This window comes from Frankia alni ACN14a (genome assembly GCF_000058485.1).
In the GTDB taxonomy this organism is placed as follows: domain Bacteria; phylum Actinomycetota; class Actinomycetes; order Frankiales; family Frankiaceae; genus Frankia; species Frankia alni.
In genome coordinates this window covers 6,635,194-6,651,531 of sequence record NC_008278.1, presented here as the reverse complement: position 1 = coordinate 6,651,531, position 16,338 = coordinate 6,635,194, and the positions used below count along the sequence as shown (strand labels likewise).

Below are 16,338 nucleotides of genomic sequence, written 5' to 3'. Positions count from 1 at the left end.
GCACGCCCTTGTTGTCGACACGGAACTGTCCATGTCGATACTAAGGACTCAGTCGCCCGCGAGCCCGAGGAGGAACAACCGGTGACCTACGTCATCGCGGAGCCCTGCGTCGATGTCAAGGACAGGGCCTGTATCGAGGAGTGCCCGGTCGACTGCATCTACGAGGGCGGACGGATGCTCTACATCCAGCCCGACGAGTGCGTCGACTGCGGAGCATGTGAGCCGGTCTGCCCCGTGGAGGCCATCTACTACGAGGACGACGTCCCCGATCAGTGGAAGGGGTACACAGACACCAACGCCAACTTCTTCGAGGAGCTCGGTTCGCCGGGCGGTGCCTCGAAGGTGGGCGCGCTGGACTTCGACCCGCCGGCGGTCGCCGCCCTGGCCCCCCAGGGCGAGTCCTGAGCGGCTCTGGGAGGTCGGGCAACACCTCCGGAGTCCTGCGGTCACCAGCCCGTTCCCGCGTGCGGCTGCCCGACTTCCCCTGGGACCAGCTCGTCTCCTACAAGGAGAAGGCCCGCACGCACCCCTACGGGCTCGTCGACCTCTCGGTCGGGACTCCGGTCGACTCCACACCGGCCGTCGTGCAGCAGGCGCTGGCCGGTGCCGCGGATGCTCCGGGCTATCCGCTGACGGTCGGCACCCCGGATCTTCGGGAGGCGGCGGCGGGCTGGTTGGCCCGCCGGCTGGGCGTCCTCGTGGATCCGGGTGCCGTCCTGCCGGTGCTCGGTACCAAGGAGCTGGTCGCCCAGCTCCCGGGGCAGCTCGGTCTCGAACCAGGGGACCGGGTCTGGGTGCCGACGCCGGCGTACCCGACCTACGAGGTCGGCGCCCTGCTCGCGCGCTGCGAGCCGGTCGTCGGTCCCGCGGACGGGGTGACGCTCGTCTGGCTGAACTCGCCCGCCAACCCGACGGGGCGGGTGCTGACCGTGGACGAGATGCGCGCGGTCGTCACCTGGGCCCGCGAGCGGGGCGTCATCGTCGCCAGCGACGAGTGCTACATCGAGCTGGGCTGGGAGGCCCGGCCCGTCTCCGTGCTGCACCCGGACGTCTGCGGCGGTTCCCACGAGGGCCTGCTTGCGGTGCACTCCCTGTCGAAGCGGTCCAACCTCGCGGGCTACCGGGCCGGCTTCGTCACCGGTGACCCGCAGCTCGTCGAGGGGCTGACCGGGGTCCGCAAGCACGCCGGGTTCATGATGCCGACCCCGGTGGCGGCGGCGATGGCCGCCGCCTACGCCGACGACATCCACGTCGCCGACCAGCGGGCCCGCTACGCCAACCGGCGGGCGGTGCTCGCCGCGGCGCTCGCGGTCGCCGGGTTCACCATCGACCACAGCGAGGCCGGTCTGTATCTGTGGGCCACCCGCGGCGAGGACGCGTGGGCCACGGTCGACGCCCTCGCCGGGGTCGGCGTGCTCGTCGCACCGGGGACGTTCTACGGCGAGGGCGGTCGCCACCATGTCCGGGTCGCCCTCACCGCGCCGGACTCCCAGGTGGCGACCGTCCCCGAGCGGATGACCATGCTGGCGCCGGCCGTGGTGGCGGGCGGCGCGGGATCGCACCCGACGGGACCGGCCGGCGGCGGCTACCCGCAGCCCGGGCCGCCGGGGGGGTACGCCGCCCAGCAGGGCGGCTACGCCGCGGCGGCCCCGGGCTACCCGGCCGGGCCCGCGCGGGTGCCCTACGAGTCCGCGGCGGGGTACGAGACCCGGCCCGGGTACGAGCCGCGACCGGGAGAGGGTCAGCCCGGCTATGACGGCCAGCCCGGCTACGAGGGTGCGCGAGGCTACGAGGGCCAGCCCCGCTACGAGGGCCAGCCCACCTACCAGGGTCAGCCTGACTACCTGGGTCAGCCTGACTACCAGGGTCAGCCCACCTACCAGGGTCAGCCTGACTATCAGGGACAGCCCAACTACCAGGGCCGGGCCGGCTACGAGGGTCAGCCCGGCTACGAGGGCCGGCGCGGCTTCGAGGGCCAGCGCGGTTATGAGGGCCAGCCCGGCTACGAGCGCGCCCCGCGCCACGCGCGGCCGTCCGGCTACGGCGCCCGGCCGGGCGATCACGACGATCCGGCCCGGCGCGACGGCCAGGCCGGATACGACCACGCGGGCGACTACGACAGTCCCGCGGGCTACGACCGGCCGCCCGGGCCTGACGACCCGCCGACCGGCCACGGTCAGCCCTCGGGAGCCGGCCGCCACGCCGCCGGCGGCCCGTGGAACAGCGAGCCGGACATCCGCTGACCCTGCGGCCGGCCCCAGGGTCGGCCGCAGCCGGCGCCGCGAGGAACTCGCGCGCCCACGACCCGCGCAGCGCGGCCTCGGGTCGGACGGCTCCGCGACGGGCAGCCCCGTGGCGGTGGGAACCACGGCGTGGCCGGTAACGCCGCCGACCTCGTAAGGTCGGGCCTGTGAGCGCACCCAAGACGAGCATCGACTCCCCGATCGATCCCATCATCGACGAGCTGTGGGATCGCCGGGCCGACCTGACCCCCGACGACGCCGACGCGCGCAAGACGATCGTCGCGGCCGTCGACGCCATCGACGCCGGGATCGCCCGCGTCGCAACCGTCGCCGCAGACGGCTCGGTCGTCGTCGACGAGCGGGCCAAGCGGGCAATCCTGCTGTCCTTCAAGGTCCTACCGATGGCCGAGTCGGCCGCCGGGGACTTCCAATACCACGACCGGATGCCGCTGAAGACCCGGTTCGACGGCGTTCGGGTGGTACCGGGGGCCATCGTCCGCTGGGGTGCGCACGTCCAGCCCGGCGCGATCCTCATGCCCAGCTACACCAACATCGGCGGCTATGTCGGCGCAGGCACCCTCGTCGACACCTGGGCGACGGTCGGGTCCTGCGCCCAGGTCGGCAGCAACGTGCACCTCTCGGGCGGGGTCGGGCTCGGCGGCGTGCTCGAACCGCCGAACGCGGTCCCCGTCGTCATCGAGGACGACGCCTTCGTCGGTAGCCGGTGCATGGTCGTCGACGGGGCGAGGGTCCGCCGCGGCGCCAAGCTCGGCGCCGGGGCGATCCTGACCGCGTCCACCCACGTCTTCGACGCGAACACCGGCGAGGAGTACCCGCGCGGCGAGATTCCGGAGCGGGCGGTCGCCGTCGGCTCCAGCCGGCTGAAGTCGTTTCCCGGCGGGGAGTTCGCGATGCCGTGCATCCTGGTGCTGCGCACCCTCGCCGAGGGCGAGATCCATGACAAGCTGGCGCTGAACGACGTCCTGCGCGAGCACGGCGTCGCCGGCTGAGACCTCCGTCTCCGCGGGGTCGAGCCACGCCGCCGGGCGGCTCGGCGCCGCGGCTCGGCATCCGCGGGGGCCATAGGGTCGTCCGCATGGATCTGGATCTCACCGCCCCGGTGGGCGAGCTCACTCGGCGGCTGGTCGACGTGCCGTCCGTCAGCGGCGAGGAGGCCGCGCTGGCGGACGCGGTGGAGAAGGCGCTGGCGGCGGTCGACGGGCTGCGGGTCGCCCGCGACGGTGACGCCGTGGTGGCCCGGACCTTCCTCGGCCGGCCGTCGCGGATCCTGCTCGCGGGGCATCTGGACACGGTCCCGCTGGCGGACAACCTCCCCGCGCGGGTGGTGGGCGGGCGCCTCTACGGCTGCGGCACCTCCGACATGAAGGCGGGCGTGGCGATCGCGCTGCGGCTCGCGGCCACCCTGCCGCTCACCGATGCCTCCGCCCCCGCCGGTGTCGGCGCGCTGCGGCATGACGTCACCTGGATCTGCTACGACAACGAGGAGGTCACGGCGGACCGCAACGGGCTGCGCCGCCTCGCCGCCCGGCACCGGGACTGGCTGGACGCGGACCTCGCCATCCTCATGGAGCCCACCTCCGGCGAGGTGGAGGCCGGCTGCCAGGGCACGCTGCGCGCCGTCGTCACGTTGCCCGGCACCCGGGCGCACTCCGCCCGTTCCTGGCTCGGTGACAACGCCGTCCACAAGGCCGCCGAGGTCCTGCGTCGGCTCGGCGAGTACCGGGCCCGGACGGTGACGCTCGACGGATGCACCTACCGTGAGGGGTTGTCCGCGGTCCGCATCGACGGCGGCGTGGCCGGCAACGTGATCCCCGACCTGTGCCGGGTGACGGTGAACTTCCGTTTCGCGCCGGATCGCACGGTCGAGAACGCCTTCGCCCATGTCCGGGAGGTCTTCGACGGCTACGACCTGGAGCTGACCGACCGGGCGGGCGGCGCGCCCCCCGGGCTTGCCGCACCGGCCGCGGCCGCCTTCGTGGCCGCCACCGGTCGCGTCCCGGTGGCGAAGTACGGCTGGACGGACGTCGCGCGCTTCGCCGAGCTCGGCATCCCGGCGCTGAACTACGGCCCGGGTGACCCGAACCTCGCCCACACCCGCGACGAGTACGTCGAACTCGCCGCGATCGACGAGGGCGAACGGCTGCTGCGCCGCTACCTGACCTCCTGACCGCCTGAGTGCCTGACCGCCTGAGTGCCTGACCTCCTGACCGCCTGAGTGCCGGAGCGACTGACCCGCAACGGTGATATTCGGGCGGTCACCGAAGAGTCCGCAATCACCCCGGACCACTGGCTGCCGGCGTCGATCTGGCGCACGGTAAAATGAGCGATCTCGGCTTATCTCGGTGGGCTGGGTCGGATTTTCAGGCTCGCATTCTGTGATGGCGGGACATCGCCAGGCGACGAGCAGTTCATGATCCACTGGGCCGTCGTGGCGTCGGCGAAAGCTGAGAGGCACCGTGCAAAGTCCACAACGGGGGGTTGTCATCAGAAGGTCAGTTCGCCCGCCCGGCCGCCGCCTCTCCCTGGTTCTGTTGCTGCTGGTGGCCGCGTGTGGCCCGGTGTCCATCGACAGCGGCGGTCCCGGGGGGACCGGCGGCGGCTCGGCCAGCCCCGGTGCACCGGCGTCGTCCGCACCGTCCGCACCAGCAATGGTCGCACCGGAATCGCACAACCAAAAACCAACGTCGTCGGGTTCCGCGTCACCGTCGTCGGCGTCCACGCCCGCGGTCACCGGCGGTACGGCGGACACGGCGGCGACGGATCCGCCGAATCCGATCTGGGGAACCCCGGTTCTGGTCGATTCCTTCAACGGAACCGCGCTCGATACCAAGCGCTGGGCGATCTATGACTCGCCCCAGGTCAAGTTGATGCCCCGGTCGCCGGAGAACGTCGCGGTCTCGGATGGCGCGCTGCGCCTCACCGGCTGGATCGACTCCGCCGGGCGGGACGTCTCGGGCGGCGTGGCCAGCCGCATCAACCTCCAGTACGGCCGCTGGGAGGCGAGGGTCCGGGCCGAACGCGGTTCGGGATACTCGGCGGTGGTCCTGCTGTGGCCGCAGTCGGAGCACTGGCCGACGGACGGTGAGATCGACATCCTCGAGGTGCCGGACCCCGAGCGGCAGGTCGGCGGCAACTTCCTGCATCTCGGCAGCGACAACCGGCAGATCGAGAACAAGCTTTACGCGGATTTCACTCAGTGGCACACGGTCGGGGTGGAGTGGCTTCCGAACCGGATCACCTACTACCTCGACGGCAAGGCCGTCTGGACCGTCACCCGACCGACGAGTTCACACGAGCGCAACATGATTCCGACCAAGCCGATGCACATGACGCTGCAACACGACCGCGGCTGTTTCCAGCTCATTCCCTGTCGTAACGCGCAGACGCCGCCAACCGTGTCGATGTACGTCGACTGGATCAAGATTTACCGCGCCCCGTCAACCCTGCTCTGAGGTAGCCTCCCCCGCCGGGGACAGCCCGCGAAGGCGGGGTGGCTGCCGGCCGGGCGACGGGCGAAGGGGTGCCGGGAGCCGCATCGGACGGCTCCCGGCACCCCTTCCCGGTGCTTGTTCTGAGGCGCTTGTTCTCCGCTCGCGAGTGCGTGTTCTCAGCTCGCGACGCGGCGCTGGCCCACCCTGCCCCGCACATAGCCGAAGGAGGTCGCGGCCACCCCGAAGACGACGGCCGCCGCGCGGGCGCGATGACCACCCCCGGTCAGGTCGCGCCAGACGGCTCGCGGGAGGGTCCGGCTCACGTAGGTGCGCTCGGCCTCCAGGGCCGATTCCTGCCCGACGAGGCCGGCGACCCGGGCCTTCGACAGCCCCTCCGCGTAGCAGCGTCGCCGGAAGTAGGTGAACGTCGCCCGGTCGCTGGTCACGCGGTGAGCGACCACCGATCCGGGTTCGTACAGGACGACGGCGTCCGGGTTGGACTGGCGCAGGCGGATCCCGAACTCGGTCTCCTCGCAGCCCATCGGGTCGGTCCCCGTGCGGCCGATGCCCTCGGTGAAGTCGCCGACGGCTTCGAAGGCCGAGCGCCGGAACGACATCGAGGCGCCGATCGGATTGCGGACGGGGGCACGGGAGGTGGGCAACCCCGTGTAGCTGCACCCGACCACCCAGTCGAACTCGGGCGGGAACCAGCCGGGCCGGTCGGTCGGCCAGGCCGCCAGAGCCGCTCCACCGACTCCCATGACCTGGGGATCCGCGTAGGGCGCGAGCATACGGTCGAGCCAGCCGGGCTCCGCCCGGGCGTCGTCGTCGAGGAACACGACGACCTCGCCCGTCGTGACGGCGACCCCGGTGTTGCGGGCGCCGGACAGGCCGCGCGGGCCGGTGCTCGCCACGACCGTCACCTCCGGCATGGCCGCGCTGGCGCGCCGCAGGAGCGTGTCGTTGTTGTCGACGACGAGGACGAGTTCGTCCCCGGCCGCGAGCTGCGCACGCGCGCTGTCGACGGCTCCGCGCAGATCGTCCCAGCGTGCCTCGGTGTAGCAGCAGACGACCACCGAGGCGCTCGGCCGCTCGCCGGCGGAACGGCGTTCGGCCGCGGGCGCGTCGACGGTTCCGACGCCTCCGCTGCCCCTGACGCCCTCGATGCCTCCGAGGCCCCCGACGTCCTTGACGCCAAGGCCCGGGAGGCCGTCGGTCAGATCCTGGGTCACGCGCTCTCCAACTGCGTCGCGGGGTTGGCGACCGGCGCGGCGGGACCGCCGGCAGCGCCTCGCGGCTGCGGCTGCTCGGGGATTTCGAGCAGCGGGTGCGGAAGGACGGTGGCGTGCGGCCGCAGACGGCCCTTGCCACGCCGCTCGACGATGATCGTGCGCAGCACCCGGATACCGTCGGAGACGGCGTTGAGGTTGCTGGCGCCGTGGATCCGGTGGTGCTCGTAGCTCGGCACCTCGACCACCCGCAGGCCGGCGAGGGCGACCCGCATGTTGATGAGGGTCTCGATCTCGAATCCGTCGCCCCAGCGCTTCACCGAGTCCGCCGGGCCCGGGTCCATTTCGAGGACGGGCAGGCACCGGCGCCAGAACGCGTTGTACCCGTAGCACAGGTCGGTGTAGCGGCTGCCGATGAGCAGGTTCACCAGGCCGTTGAGAACCCGGTTGCCCAGCGCGCGCAGCCTGGTGATGTCGCTGCTTCCGCCGCCGGCGCAGAAGCGCGACCCCTTGGCGAAGTCCGCGCCGAGGACGAGCGCGGACACGTACGCGTCGATCTCGCCCGGGTCGGCCGAGCCGTCGGCGTCCAGCATCACGATGATCGAACCGGTGGCGGCCGCGAACCCGGAGGCCAGCGCGTTACCCTTCCCGCGCCTGGTCTGGTTCACGATGACCACGTCCGGGCGCAGGCGGCGGGCGACCTCCACCGTTCCGTCCGTCGATCGTCCGTCGACGACCACGATCTCCACGTCGGCGGGCAGCCGCGCGAAGACATGCGCCAGATTGCGGGCCTCATTCAGCGTCGGAATGATGACGCTCACGGTAGGTCGATGCTGCGTTGACGACATGAGTATTTCCCCCCCATGAAACTTGGTGCCCCCCGTGCGAAGGGCCCTGGGCGCTATGCCCTGCGGGACCCTCGACAGGCGGAGTCGCCGCGGAGGAATGCCCGTGGATGGAGGCTGAATTTCTCCCCGTGCCCCCGTGCCCCCGTTGGTCGTCGCCGATTCTTGGCGCGCACCACATACCCCCGCTGAAGGATAGCAGGACCCGGCGCTCGGCGGCTACCAGCCCGCCGATCCTCTCGAAGGTTCCATGGCCGCAATGGCTCGATCACGCCTTGTGATGCGGCCCGGATCGTGTTTCTTTCGCCGGGGCAAAGGGCGGGTGGACGGCGGCTTTGCGCCGCTCGCCAACCATCAGATCGAACGGTCGGCAAGGTGAACGATCGATGTGTAACTAGAATCTCTCGAGGGTGGTCGCCGGGTCTGGCCCGGTGCTGGGGTGCCGGTTCGAGTGCGGACGAGGCTGATGCTGGGGCCTGGACGAGAACGGCTCGGGTCTGCTGCGTAACAAGCGCGTGAAGCCCGCTCACCAGCGGTTACGGTGTCCTCGGGTGTGTCCGGCCCGCAGCGTCCGGCCCCGGGAGGGGGCCCACCGACGTGCTAGCATGACCGGAACGGGTGGCGTATACGCAAAAAGGCATGCAAGCCTGGCGCGCCACCTTCCGAAGGCTGGGGGGCTGGTTCGGGAGTCGGACACTTCGCGCGTAGCTTGTTATTACCGCCATTGGGCAAGATTGTCCGAATCGTCCATGGCGGATCTCTGTCGTTGGTCAGTTGGGGGGCTGGCTTCAGCATGCTCGAATTTGATCGGCAAGGCGGCGCGGAGCGTTCCGGTCTGACATCTCGCACGGCGTCGGAAAGTCCGGCCGCTCTGGTTGCACCTTGCTGTTCTCCCAGGCAGGCCATAAGCGCCTGCGCGGCGCCGAATCCAACGGACGAACCTCAGATGTGTGGTCAAGAGCACATTCCCGCGGCCATCAAGGCCGATAGTCTCGCGACTCCCGCGCGCGTCGACGACGCCTCCATCCCGTCCCCTGCGGTCATCCCGTCCCCGTCGGCGGATGCCCTTGTCATCAATGCGTCCAGTTCAGCAGCGGGGACGCCCGCGATCCTGTCCGGAACCGCTGCGCAACCCGGACCTCGACCGGCACCGGCGCGACGGCTGCTCACCACCCTCGCGGCCTGGTATCGGCTCGCGGTCCTGTGCTCACGGGTGCAGGGGCGTCATCGCGTCGTCGGTCAGGAGCCGGACGCCGGCCAGCCCGTCCGGATCGCGGAGTATGAGCTGACCACCGCGCTGCTGACGGCCCGGGCGGCTCTCGGTCGCCCGCAGGCCACCTTCGGCGAGGTCCGGGTGCTGGTCCGCTGCCACGGCATCCCGGTCGGGCAGCTCGAGATTCCCGACAGCGGCGACGCCAACGCCGTCGAGATCCCGCTGATGGTCAAGAAGCAGGGCCTGGACCAGCACGAGTGCTCCCACACCTGGCCCGTCTCCGTGCAGGAACGGCGCAGCCCGGCCAGCGTGGTCATCCCGACCCGCGACCGGCCGGCGAGCCTCGACCGACTGATCACCTCCCTGCGTGCGGTGGCCGCCACCGACATCGAGTTCCTGATCGTCGACAACGCCCCCGCCACCGCCGCGACCCGTGACCTCGTCGAGGCGGTCGGCCGGGCGGACGGGCGGTTCCGTTACCTGTGCGAGCCACGCCGGGGCGCCGCCCGCGCGCGCAACACCGGGCTCGCGGCGGCGGGGGGGCGGGCCATCGCCTTCCTCGACGACGACACCCAGGTCGACCAGCACTGGCTGCCGGCGATCCTCAGCGGGTTCGACGCCGCGGACAACGTCGGCTGCGTGACCGGTCTGGTGCTGCCCGACGAGCTGACGACCTCGGCGCAGATCTGGTTCGAGCAGTACGGCGGCTTCGGCAAGGGGTTCGAGCGGCGGGTCTACGACCGCTGGACCCGGGGCAGCGCCCTCTACCCGTACGCCGCCGGCGCGTTCGGCTCCGGCAACAACGTCGCCTTCGACGCGGACACCGTCCGCGCGCTCGGTGGCTTCAACGAGATCCTCGGGCCCGGCACGCCGACGCACGCCGGGGAAGACCTCGAACTGTTCACCCGGACCATCCGCTCCGGTCACCGCATCGTCTACGAGCCGTCGGCGATCGTTTACCACACGCACCGGCAGCAGTACGGCGAGCTGCTCGACCAGCTCCGCAACTACGGCACCGGGCTGTCCGCGATGCTGCTGGCCCAGGCGACGGCCAGCCCCCGGGAGCTGCTGGAGATCATGCGCCGGGTACCCGCCGGACTGTTGTTCCTCCTGCTCCCGCGGTCGTCGAAGAACGTCAGCCGCGGGCCGCGTTTCCCCGCGGAGCTGGTGCTGACCGAGGTGCTCGGCATCGCCTCGGGACCGTTCGCGTTCGCGCGGGCGCGACGCGCCCAGCTCGGTGGCGGGGATCGGAGCAGGTCAGGTGAAGCGGAGGACCACGCGAGGTGAAGCAGAGTAGCCCTGGGCGCCCCGGCGCGCGCGGGCGGGAGCAGTCCCGTCCGCGCCATGCCCGGACCAGACCCCGTCCGCGGTTCGCCCCCCTGCGGGCGGTCTCGTCGGCCACGGGGATCCTGCGTTCGCCGTTGCTGCGCAACGCGATCCTGCTGATGGCGTCCACGGCTATCACCGGAGTTCTCGGCATCGCCTTCTGGGCGATCGCCGCCTGGAAGTACTCGCCCGAGAACGTCGGGCGTGCCTCCACCGCCGTCTCCACGATGCTGCTGCTGTCCGGGCTGGCTCAGCTCAACCAGCAGAACATCCTGCCGGCGACCATCCCCGCGGCGATGAAGCCCCGCCGAAAGATCATTCGGGACGCCTACGTCCTGTCCGGCCTGCTGGCGACGGTGCTCGCCCTGGGCTTCGTGGCGCTGTTCGGCCACAGCACGTTCCTCGGCGACTTCAGCCCGTGGTTCTCGGTGTTCTTCGTGGCCGCGGTCGCCTTCTGGTGCGTGTTCACGCTGCAGGACTCGGTGCTCGCCGGGCTGCGCAAGGCGCCCTGGGTGCCGATCGAGAACGCGTTCTTCGCGCTGTCGAAGCTCGTCCTGCTGTTCGTGTTCGCCACCCTCGGGATCTCCGCCGGGCTGTTCTTCGCCTGGACGGCGCCGGTCTTCCTGCTCGTCCTCGTCATCAACACACTCGTCTGGCGCCGGGTGCTGCCCAAGAAGGGCGTTCCCGACGCGCGGACCGGGCCGCTGCCCGTGGCGGTCGCGGCGGCGGCCGCACCGCGGCGGCGGGCCGACTGGTACATCATCAGCGACATGGCCGGCGGGCTGGTCCAGCTCGCGGCCACCACCCTGCTGCCCGTCATCGTCTCCGCCCGGCTGGGCTACGAGGCCACGGCGTACTTCTACACGTCGTGGAACCTGGTCTCGGTCTTCGACCAGCTCATGGGCGGAGCCACCGCGTCCCTGACCGTCGAGGGCACCCGGGAGTCCTCCCGGGTCAGCGCGCACATCCTCAGCATGGTCAAGTTCCTGCTGGCGTTCATCGTCCCGGTCGCGCTGCTCACGGCGATCTTCTCGGGCACCCTGCTCGGCGTCTTCGGCAGCGAGTACTCCCACGAGGGGACGAACCTGCTGGCCTGCCTCGCCCTGGGCGCCATCTTCCGGGCCACGATCCTGCTGGCGGTGACGATCAGCCGGGTGCAGCGCAAGGCACGGCTGCTGCTGGCCATCCAGGGGTCCGTCAGCGTCTGCCTGCTGACGACCGCCCTGATCGTCGGATCCCACGGGCTGACCGCCATCGGGCTGGCCTACCTCGCCTGCCACGTGGTGATCGCACTGGCCGTGGTGCCGATCTACGTCAAGGCGCTGCGCCGGCCGTCGCCGGCACCCGACGCCGCCCGCGCCGGGCTGCGCGAGCCCGCACCGACCCGCGGCCGGCCGGTGCTGCCCCTGCCCTACGCGGACGTCCGGGAACTGAGTCTGGCGGCACCCGAACAGTCCGATCCCTACCTGCCGGACCCCGACCCGTACCTGCCGGACCCCGACTCGTACCTGCCCGACTCCGAGACGACCTGGCTCATCGAGCGCCGGCCGTCGTTGCCCGACCCCCGCCAGGCCGACCATTCCGGCCCACACCAGACCGACCCCCGCCAGCCCGGTGCGCGCCCACCAGGATCGCCCGCGCGCGGTGCCGGCCCGGCGATGCCGTCCGCGCGGGACTACCCGGCGCGCGACTACCCGGCGCGCGAGTACCCGGCGCGGGAGTACCCGGCGCGGGAGTACGTCGCTGATCCGGCGGGCGCCGGCGGCGAGCTCGACCCCCCGCGGTCGTCGCCGGAACCGAGCGGTCAGACCGGCCGCCGGGATCGCCGGCTGGCGTCACCGCATTCGGATCACCACATGAGGACGGTCTTGTAGAGATGCAGAAAGTCGCACTCGCCTATCTCGGTTACGCCGGTCGCGGGAACCTCGGCGACGACGCGATCGAGCTCGTCTACAGGCGGGCGTTCCCGCAGGCGCGGATCGCCGCCCTGCCGCTGTATCCCGGCGACCTCCCCGGCCACCTGCGGGAGCGTCGGCACCTGAGCTTCAGGGACGCCTCCCTGGTGCTCGGCGGCGGGACGGTGATCGGTCGCAAGAACTGGCGGGTCCACCTGCTGACCGGCGGCCGGCTCGCGGGGCGCCGCCCGTTCCACATGCTCGGCGCCGGCGTCGAGGACCCGGTGTTCCAGGGCCGTAACTCGTTCTCCGCGAACGGGGAGCTACGCCGGTGGCGACCGCTGCTGGAGCAGTTCGACCGGGTGACCGTGCGCGGACCGCGCTCCGCGCAGCTGCTGGGGACCATCGGCGTGGTCAGCGAGGTCGTGGGGGATCCGGCCCTGCTGCTCGAACCCGGCCCGCTGCCGCGGGCGGTGGACGCGGGCGTACTCGGCCTCAACGTCGGCTGGGGCGACGACATGTGGGGGCACGATCCCGAACGGGTCGGCCGGGAGCTCGCCGGCGCGCTGCGCCAGCTCGCCCGGCGCGGCTGGCGGTTCCGGGCCTTCCTCGCCAACGACAGCGACCGCGCCTACACCGAGCGGCTGCTGGCCGACGCCGGGGTGACCGACCGGACCGAGGTGTACGTCACCGTGGATCCGGACACCTACCTGCACTCGGTACGCGGCTGCTCGGTGCTCGTGGCCCAGCGGCTGCACGCGGCGATCCTGGCCTGCTGCGCCGCCGTGCCGACCATCGCGATCGGCTATCAGCCCAAGTGCGACGACTTCATGGCCTCCCTCGGTCAGGAGCGGTTCCTCCTGCGCACGGACGAGGTCGACGCCGAGTCGCTCGTCGATCTGGTGGAGAAGGTCGACGCGGACCGCACGGACCACGTGATGCGGCTGCAGATCGCCGTCGACGCGCGCCGCGCGGCCCTGCGCGCGGCGCTGACGCGCATCGGCGATCAGCTCGGCCTCGACCACGCCGCCGGGTAGGCGCCGGGCGCGCCCCGACCCTCACCGGCGTCGGCGTGTCCATCCCGCCAGTGACGTCCACCCGGCATCCCCCCGGCTTCCCCCGGCATCCACCCAGCGGAGACAGGTTCACGTGCAGATGAGCGGAGTTCGCGCCCGCCTGGCGGTCGGCCTGGGACTGATCTGTCTCGTGGTGCTGCCGCTGGATGCTCCCGGCGGCCTGCGGGCCGTCGTGATCCTCCCGGCGGTCCTGCTCCTGCCGGGTGCGGCCGTTCTCAGCTTCGTGGCGATCAGGGATAAGGCGCTCTGGGCCGGCCTGGCGGTGTGCGTCAGCCTCGCCGTCGAGGCCGTCGTGCTGTGCGTGCTGCTGTGGCTGCGGATCTGGCATCCGGACGCGGTGGCCGCCGTGCTGGTCGTGCTGTCGGTGGCGATCATCGTGGTCAACGCGCGACGATCCCGGTCCGCACCCGCGAGCGGCGAGGCGCGCCAGCCCGTCGCGGGTGCTCTCACCGATGCCGTCCCGACCGATGCCGCCCCAACCGCGTACATCCCGCGCGGCGGCGTCGGTGCCCCCACCGCACCCCTCGCACGGGGCGACGCCGGGGTGCACACCGCACCCATCGCGCGCCGCACCGGTGGCGTCGAGGCCGAGGGGCGCGCGGGATCGCCGCGGCCGCGGGTCGCCGCCGTGGGGCTGCTCGTGGCTCCCGGCGTCCTCGCCGCGGTCCTGTTCGCGGTCAGCGTCGGGCGGGTGGATCCGGGGCGGATGGGGCAGTACGGCATGCTGACCGTGCTCCCGGCGACCTGGTATCTGGCGCTCGCGCTGCTGCTGGCGGGCGCGGTCGCCGTGCTGACCCGGCCCGTGGTCAACCGGGCGGCGGCGGCCGGATACCTCTTCGGGATCGTGTTCGTGCTCTTCGGCACGGCTCCGCTGGTGTATTCCGTGCCGCATTACTCCTGGGTGTACAACTACGTCGGCGTGACGCGCTACATCCTGGCGCACCACTCCCTCGACGGAAACGTCGACATCTACCAGCGGTGGCCCGGTTTCTTCGCCGTGGCCGCCTTCCTCTCGGGGCTGACCCGGACGACGGATCCGCTGGTGTTCGCGCAGTGGGCGGAGGTCTTCTTCGTCTCCGTCTCCGCGCTGCTGGTGTCGTGCCTGGGCCGGTCGTACCTGCGTTCGGTGAGTCTCGGCTGGGTGGCCGCGCTCGTGTTCGTCGCGGGCAACTGGGTCGGGCAGAGCTACTTCGCACCCCAGGGCCTCGCGCTCACCCTCGCCCTGGCGATCTACTGTCTACTCGTCGAGTTCTGCCGGCCCCCGGGGCGAGGGGCGACGGCCGTCGCCGACGCGACCACGCTGCGCCGCTGGGCGATCGCCGTCGCGGTGCTGCTGCAGGCCGCCGTGGTGGTCTCCCACCAGCTCACCCCGTACCTGATCGTGGTCAGCGTGGTGGTGCTCGTCGCCTCCGGCCTGGTGCGGCCGTGGCTGCTCGTCGTCCTGATGGCGGCGCTAGCCGTCGCCTTCCTGATCCCGAACCTGCACTACATCACCAGCCACTTCGGGGTCGCCTCCTCGCCCGATCCCCTGCAGAACCTGCGGCGGGTCGACCCGTACGGCGCGACGCCGCTACCGGGGAAGGTACTGCACGCACGGGCCGGTACCGCGCTGTCGATGCTTGTCTGGCTGCTGGCCGCCGCGGCGGTCGTGCGCGGCCGGCTGCGCCGGCGGCCGGGGGCCGGCGTGCTCGGCCTGCTGTTCGTCTCGCCCGCGATCCTGGTCCTCGGGCAGGACTACGGGGGCGAGGCGATCTTCCGGGTCTACCTGTTCTCGCTGCCCTGGGCGGCGGTGGCCATCGCCAGCGGCATGGTCCGGAGCGAGCCGCGGCCGGTGCCGGCGAGACCGGCGGCGAGGCGGGCGAGGCGGGCGGATTCGGCGGTGTCGGTGATGCCGGTCACGCCGGTCCAGCCGGTCCTGCCGGTGGTGCGGGCACGGCGGGTCGGGGTGGTGGCCCTGGCCTGCACGGGAGCCTTTCTGCCCGCCTTCTTCGGCCAGGAGGAACTCAACTACATGCCGGCCGGCACCGTGGCGGCGAGCGACTACTTCTACGGGCACGCGCTGTCGGGCTCCGTGCTCATGTGCGCCGCCCCCAACTTTCCCCGTAGCTACGGGCCCAACTATGACGAGTTCATCCACATGAAGAACGGTGACGAACCGAATATGCTGCTTAATCCGGACCTGCGGGGGCGTGATCTGGGTCCGGCGGACGTGAGCACCGTGGTGTCGGAGATCAGGAAGTACTCCAGTCGCGGATACCTCGCCTTTGCCGACAGCGGGGATGCCTACGTCCGGACGTTCCAGCTCGCACCGGCCGGCGCGCTCGGGCGGCTGGAGGCGGCCGTGGCCCGGTCGCCCTCGTTCCGGCTCTGGTACCACAACGCCGACACGCGCATCTACGCCCTGGCCGACGCCGGCGCGGTCGGCGCGGTCGGTGTGCCGGACGCGGTCGGGTCGGACGCGGTCGGTGTGGCGAAGAACGTCCGGTTGACGCCGGCTCCCTCTCGTGCGACGGACGCCGTCGTCACGAGCGGGCCGGCCGCGGCCACCGCGTCGCTGGGGCGGCCCTGATGACCCCCTGGCGTGCGGTGACGCTCCGGGTGAGCGCCCTGGGGCTGCTCAGCGTGATCGTCCCCCTGCTGGAGGCGGCGGACACCGGGGGAGCGATGCGGGTCGTGCTGGCGCTCGCCTTCCACGTGACGATTCCCGGCGTCCCGCTGCTCCTGCTCGCCCGGCTGGACAGCCCGGTCCTGATCGGCTGCGCGGGCGGCGCGCTGTCCATCGCGCTGACCATCGCCGGCGCCCAGCTCATGCTGTGGTCCGACGCGTGGCATCCCCTCGCGTTGGTCGTCGTCCTCGCGCTCGTCTCGCTGGCGGCGCTGGCCGTCGACCTCTGGCGGGGACGTCGGTCGGCGGCGCGGCCGGGCTCGCAGCGGTCGGGCCGGGATCGGTCGGACTCGGAGCGGGCGAGCGCGCGGCGGTCGGGCTCGCGGCGGGCCGGCTCGGTGCGGGACGGCGCGGTGCGGGACGGCCTGCGGGGGAGCGGAGCGTGATCGCGGCG

12 protein-coding genes are annotated in these 16,338 nt (G+C 72.0%); 10 read left to right on the top strand and 2 right to left on the bottom strand.

The genetic code is table 11. The annotated features are described in order from the left end of the window. Nucleotides 1–81: 81 nt before the first annotated feature. The 5 genes from fdxA to FRAAL_RS30765 all read left to right on the top strand — a co-directional run bounded on the left by fdxA (nucleotide 82) and on the right by FRAAL_RS30765 (nucleotide 5,716). Nucleotides 82–405 carry a ferredoxin gene (fdxA, locus tag FRAAL_RS26715; RefSeq protein ID WP_009742053.1) on the top strand — a complete coding sequence of 108 codons (324 nt, stop codon included), beginning with the start codon at nucleotides 82–84 and terminating at the stop codon, nucleotides 403–405. A gap of 59 nt (nucleotides 406–464) precedes the next feature. Beyond that, nucleotides 465–2,243 (top strand): succinyldiaminopimelate transaminase, encoded by a 1,779-nt coding sequence (gene dapC, locus FRAAL_RS35345; protein WP_011607176.1) that lies wholly within the window; start codon nucleotides 465–467, stop codon nucleotides 2,241–2,243. Between the two features lie 167 nt (nucleotides 2,244–2,410). Beyond that, nucleotides 2,411–3,253: a 2,3,4,5-tetrahydropyridine-2,6-dicarboxylate N-succinyltransferase gene (locus FRAAL_RS26705; RefSeq protein WP_011607175.1), complete on the top strand. Its 843-nt coding sequence runs from the start codon at nucleotides 2,411–2,413 to the stop codon at nucleotides 3,251–3,253. Between the two features lie 86 nt (nucleotides 3,254–3,339). Beyond that, a complete protein-coding gene (gene dapE, locus FRAAL_RS26700) occupies nucleotides 3,340–4,431 on the top strand; it encodes a succinyl-diaminopimelate desuccinylase (RefSeq protein WP_011607174.1) in 1,092 nt (363 codons plus the stop codon). Between the two features lie 373 nt (nucleotides 4,432–4,804). Continuing rightward, the gene (locus FRAAL_RS30765; protein WP_231861757.1) at nucleotides 4,805–5,716 is read left to right on the top strand and encodes a glycoside hydrolase family 16 protein; all 912 of its coding nucleotides are present in this window, start codon (nucleotides 4,805–4,807) and stop codon (nucleotides 5,714–5,716) included. Between the two features lie 155 nt (nucleotides 5,717–5,871). Here FRAAL_RS30765 and FRAAL_RS26690 read toward each other — a convergent pair whose 3' ends face one another. Then, on the bottom strand, nucleotides 5,872–6,927 hold the full coding sequence (locus FRAAL_RS26690) for a glycosyltransferase family 2 protein (RefSeq protein ID WP_231861361.1): 1,056 nt from the start codon (nucleotides 6,925–6,927) through the stop codon (nucleotides 5,872–5,874). Then, entirely contained in the window at nucleotides 6,924–7,772 is an 849-nt protein-coding gene (locus tag FRAAL_RS26685) for a glycosyltransferase family 2 protein (RefSeq protein WP_011607170.1), read from the bottom strand. The genes FRAAL_RS26690 and FRAAL_RS26685 overlap by 4 nt, the downstream gene beginning before the upstream one ends. Nucleotides 7,773–8,715: 943 nt before the next feature. Between FRAAL_RS26685 and FRAAL_RS26680 the strand changes: the two genes are divergently transcribed. From FRAAL_RS26680 to FRAAL_RS26660, 5 genes are all read left to right on the top strand, one after another. Further along, nucleotides 8,716–10,269, top strand: coding sequence for a glycosyltransferase family 2 protein (locus FRAAL_RS26680; protein ID WP_011607168.1), 1,554 nt, complete (start codon nucleotides 8,716–8,718; stop codon nucleotides 10,267–10,269). Next, the gene (locus FRAAL_RS26675) at nucleotides 10,266–12,182 is read left to right on the top strand and encodes a lipopolysaccharide biosynthesis protein (RefSeq protein WP_157892231.1); all 1,917 of its coding nucleotides are present in this window, start codon (nucleotides 10,266–10,268) and stop codon (nucleotides 12,180–12,182) included. The genes FRAAL_RS26680 and FRAAL_RS26675 overlap by 4 nt, the downstream gene beginning before the upstream one ends. Before the next feature lie 2 nt (nucleotides 12,183–12,184). Beyond that, nucleotides 12,185–13,240: a polysaccharide pyruvyl transferase family protein gene (locus tag FRAAL_RS26670; RefSeq protein WP_011607166.1), complete on the top strand. Its 1,056-nt coding sequence runs from the start codon at nucleotides 12,185–12,187 to the stop codon at nucleotides 13,238–13,240. A 118-nt stretch (nucleotides 13,241–13,358) separates the two neighbouring features. Then, the gene (locus tag FRAAL_RS26665) at nucleotides 13,359–15,848 is read left to right on the top strand and encodes a glycosyltransferase family protein (protein ID WP_041939829.1); all 2,490 of its coding nucleotides are present in this window, start codon (nucleotides 13,359–13,361) and stop codon (nucleotides 15,846–15,848) included. Then, a complete protein-coding gene (locus FRAAL_RS26660; RefSeq protein ID WP_011607164.1) occupies nucleotides 15,848–16,330 on the top strand; it encodes a hypothetical protein in 483 nt (160 codons plus the stop codon). Before FRAAL_RS26665 ends, FRAAL_RS26660 begins: the two co-directional genes overlap by 1 nt. Nucleotides 16,331–16,338 lie beyond the last annotated feature (8 nt).